3 protein-coding genes are annotated in these 2,549 nt (G+C 70.9%); all 3 read right to left on the bottom strand.

All coding sequences use genetic code 11. From position 1 onward, the window contains the following. Positions 1-83: 83 nt before the first annotated feature. The 3 genes from tnpC to tnpA are packed head-to-tail and all read right to left on the bottom strand — an operon-like array spanning position 84 to position 2,473. The gene (gene tnpC / locus D3273_RS27475; RefSeq protein WP_129230194.1) at positions 84-1,613 is read right to left on the bottom strand and encodes an IS66 family transposase; all 1,530 of its coding nucleotides are present in this window, start codon (positions 1,611-1,613) and stop codon (positions 84-86) included. Positions 1,614-1,670: 57 nt separating this feature from the next. After that, entirely contained in the window at positions 1,671-2,027 is a 357-nt protein-coding gene (gene tnpB / locus D3273_RS27470; protein ID WP_129230193.1) for an IS66 family insertion sequence element accessory protein TnpB, read from the bottom strand. After that, positions 2,024-2,473, bottom strand: coding sequence for an IS66-like element accessory protein TnpA (gene tnpA, locus D3273_RS27465; RefSeq protein WP_129230191.1), 450 nt, complete (start codon positions 2,471-2,473; stop codon positions 2,024-2,026). Before tnpA ends, tnpB begins: the two co-directional genes overlap by 4 nt. Between the last annotated feature and the right edge of the window lie 76 nt (positions 2,474-2,549).

Below are 2,549 nucleotides of genomic sequence, written 5' to 3'. Positions count from 1 at the left end.
GTAAGCGGTGCGCCGGGCCCACGTTGCGGATGGCTGGCTTTTAGAGCAGGGCTCGGCGGAGGCGGTTCGGCACGGCGGACGGCTCAGGCGGCGGCCTTGAGCCCCGGGATGGTCGGATAGGCCCAGGGCAGCAGCTGGTCGAGCTGGCTCTGAGGATGGCCACCGACGATGCGGCTGATCACGTCGCAGAGGTAGGCCTGCGGGTCCACGCCGTTCAGCTTGCAGGTTTCCACCAATGAGGCGATCACCGCCCAGGTCTGGCCGCCCCGATCGGAGCCGGCGAAGAGGGCATTCTTGCGCGTCAGGGCGAGGGGACGAATTGAGCGCTCCACCGTGTTGGAGTCCATCTCCACTCGGCCGTCGTCGACGTAGAGCGTCAGCCCCGCCCAACGTGAGGTCGCGTAGCGGATCGCCACGGCGAGCGTGCTCTTCTGGCTGAGAAGCGCCAGCCTGTCGCGCAGCAACAGGTCGAGCTTAACTAAAAGCGGCCGGCTGCGCTCCTGCCGCGCCTGGCGGCGCGCTTCGGCCGAAAGCCCGGCGATCTCGCCCTCGATCCGGTACAGCGCCGCGATGCGCTCGAGCACCTCGGCGGCGATCGGCGACGCGCCTTTGGCGGCGAGGTCGATGAACCCTCTCCGGACATGGGCCCAACAGAAGGCGAGCTTCACCCGGTCGCCCTTCGTCAGGGCGCGGTAGCCCTCATAGCCGTCCACCTGCAGCACGCCGGAAAAGCCAGCGAGATGGGCCATGGGCCGCTCGGCCTTGCGATCGGGGGCGTAGACGTAGGCCACCCCCGGCGGGTCGGCCCCACCCCAGGGGCGATCGTCGCGCGCGTAGGCCCACAGCTGCCCGGTCTTCGTCCGCCCGCGGCCGGGATCGAGCACCGGCGCCGTTGTCTCGTCGGCAAAGAGCTTCGTGGACGCCTTCAGGTGGTCGAGCAGCCGCCCGTGCACGGGCTCGAGCAGAGCCGCGGCGCGCCCCACCCAGTCGGCCAGGGTGGAGCGGTCCAGGAGGACACCCTGGCGGGCGAAGATCTGCGCCTGCCGGTACAGCGGCAGGTGATCCGAGAACTTCGACACGAGCACCTGCGCCACGGTGGCGTCGGTGGGCAGCCCGCCCTCGATCAGCCGCGCCGGCGCGGGCGCCTGGGCCACGCCGTCGGTGCAGGCCCGGCAGGCGTATTTCGGCCGGCGCACCACCAACACGCGGAACTGCGCCGGCACCACGTCCAAGCGCTCGGAAACGTCCTCGCCGATGCGGTGCAGCGGGGCCGAACAGCATGGGCAGCTGTCATCGGCGATGTCCACCACGGTCTCGATCCGCGGCAGGTGGGCCGGCAAGGAGCCCCGGTTGGCCCGGCGCTTCGCCACACGGGTCGCGCGGACGCTCGGAGCCGCTGCCTCTGCGCTGGCCTCATCGGCCGCTTCGGCTTGCTCGGCCTCCTCCAGCCCGAGCTGGAGCTGATCGAGGGGCAGGCTTTCGGCCCGACGGCCGAAGCGGTGGCGCTGCAGCTCGCGGATGATCTTGCGCAGCCGCTCGTTCTCCAGCCTCTCGGCCGCCAGCATGGCCTGCAGGGCGGCCGGGTCGTCGGAGGGGGCGGGCTCGCTCGGCATCACGGAAGCATCAGATCACATCCGAGCCCTGCGCGCGACGCCCTCGCTTCTTCTCGCCTAACCGGCGAGCCTCGGCACGGCCGTGTCGCGCGGCACGTGCACGCGCCGCCAGTCGAGCCCTTCGACGAGCGCCGCCATCTCGGCGGCCGTCAGCAACAGGGCGGCGTCGCCCGGCTTCGGCCAGTGGAACGCACCCGCCTCGAGCCTTTTCGCCACCAGCACCACGCCGGTCCCGTCGAAGAACAAGAGCTTCAGCCGGTCCGCCCGTTTCGAGCGGAAGGCGAACACCGTGCCGCAGAACGGATCGGCGGCCAGCTGTTCGCGCACCAGCATGGCTAGGCCGTCCATGCCCTTGCGGAAATCCACCGGCCGCGTGGCCAGCATGACGCGCACCGTGCCCGAAGGGCCGATCACGAGCCGGCCTTCAGCGCGCCGATCACCGCCGCGATCGCGCCGGCATCGGCATCCCGGCCCACCCGCACCACGACGCCATCGATCTCCACCTCGATGCTCGCCTCCTCGGTCCGCTTCCGGCGCCTGCGCGGCTTCGGGCCAATCGGCGCCTCATCACGGGGCGGTGCCTCGGGCTCGGACGCCACGATGACGGGCACGAACAGCGGTCGCTCGGCGGGCAGAGACGAAGACGACCCGACGCGGGCCAGTCGGCGCCAGCCGAACAGCTGCTGGGACGTCAGGCCGTGACGGCGCGCGACCCCGCAGACCGAGGTCCCGTCCGCGTAGCTTTCGTCGACGATCGCCCTCTTTTCGGCCGCGGTGAAACGGCGTCGGCGCCCTCCGCCGGTGAACACGTCGAAGCGCTGCGGCCCCTCCGACACGTGCATATGCTTAGGTGTAGACATGGATCGAAGCCTCCTGCAGCCTCGATCATCGATCACCCGGTCAGGCTCCAGAAGGTGGGGGCGGAGCGACGCTTAC

Source organism: Lichenibacterium minor, from assembly GCF_004137685.1.
Taxonomy (GTDB): Bacteria; Pseudomonadota; Alphaproteobacteria; order Rhizobiales; family Beijerinckiaceae; genus Lichenihabitans; species Lichenihabitans minor.
Note: the sequence above shows the minus strand (reverse complement) of the source record. Positions and strands in the feature narration are given on the sequence as shown.

Bases quoted from the DNA above. Each gene is read 5' to 3' on its own strand.
- tnpA (WP_129230191.1), bottom strand. From the start codon at position 2,473: ATGTCTACACCTAAGCATATGCACGTGTCGGAGGGGCCGCAGCGCTTC.
- tnpC (WP_129230194.1), bottom strand. From the start codon at position 1,613: ATGCCGAGCGAGCCCGCCCCCTCCGACGACCCGGCCGCCCTGCAGGCC.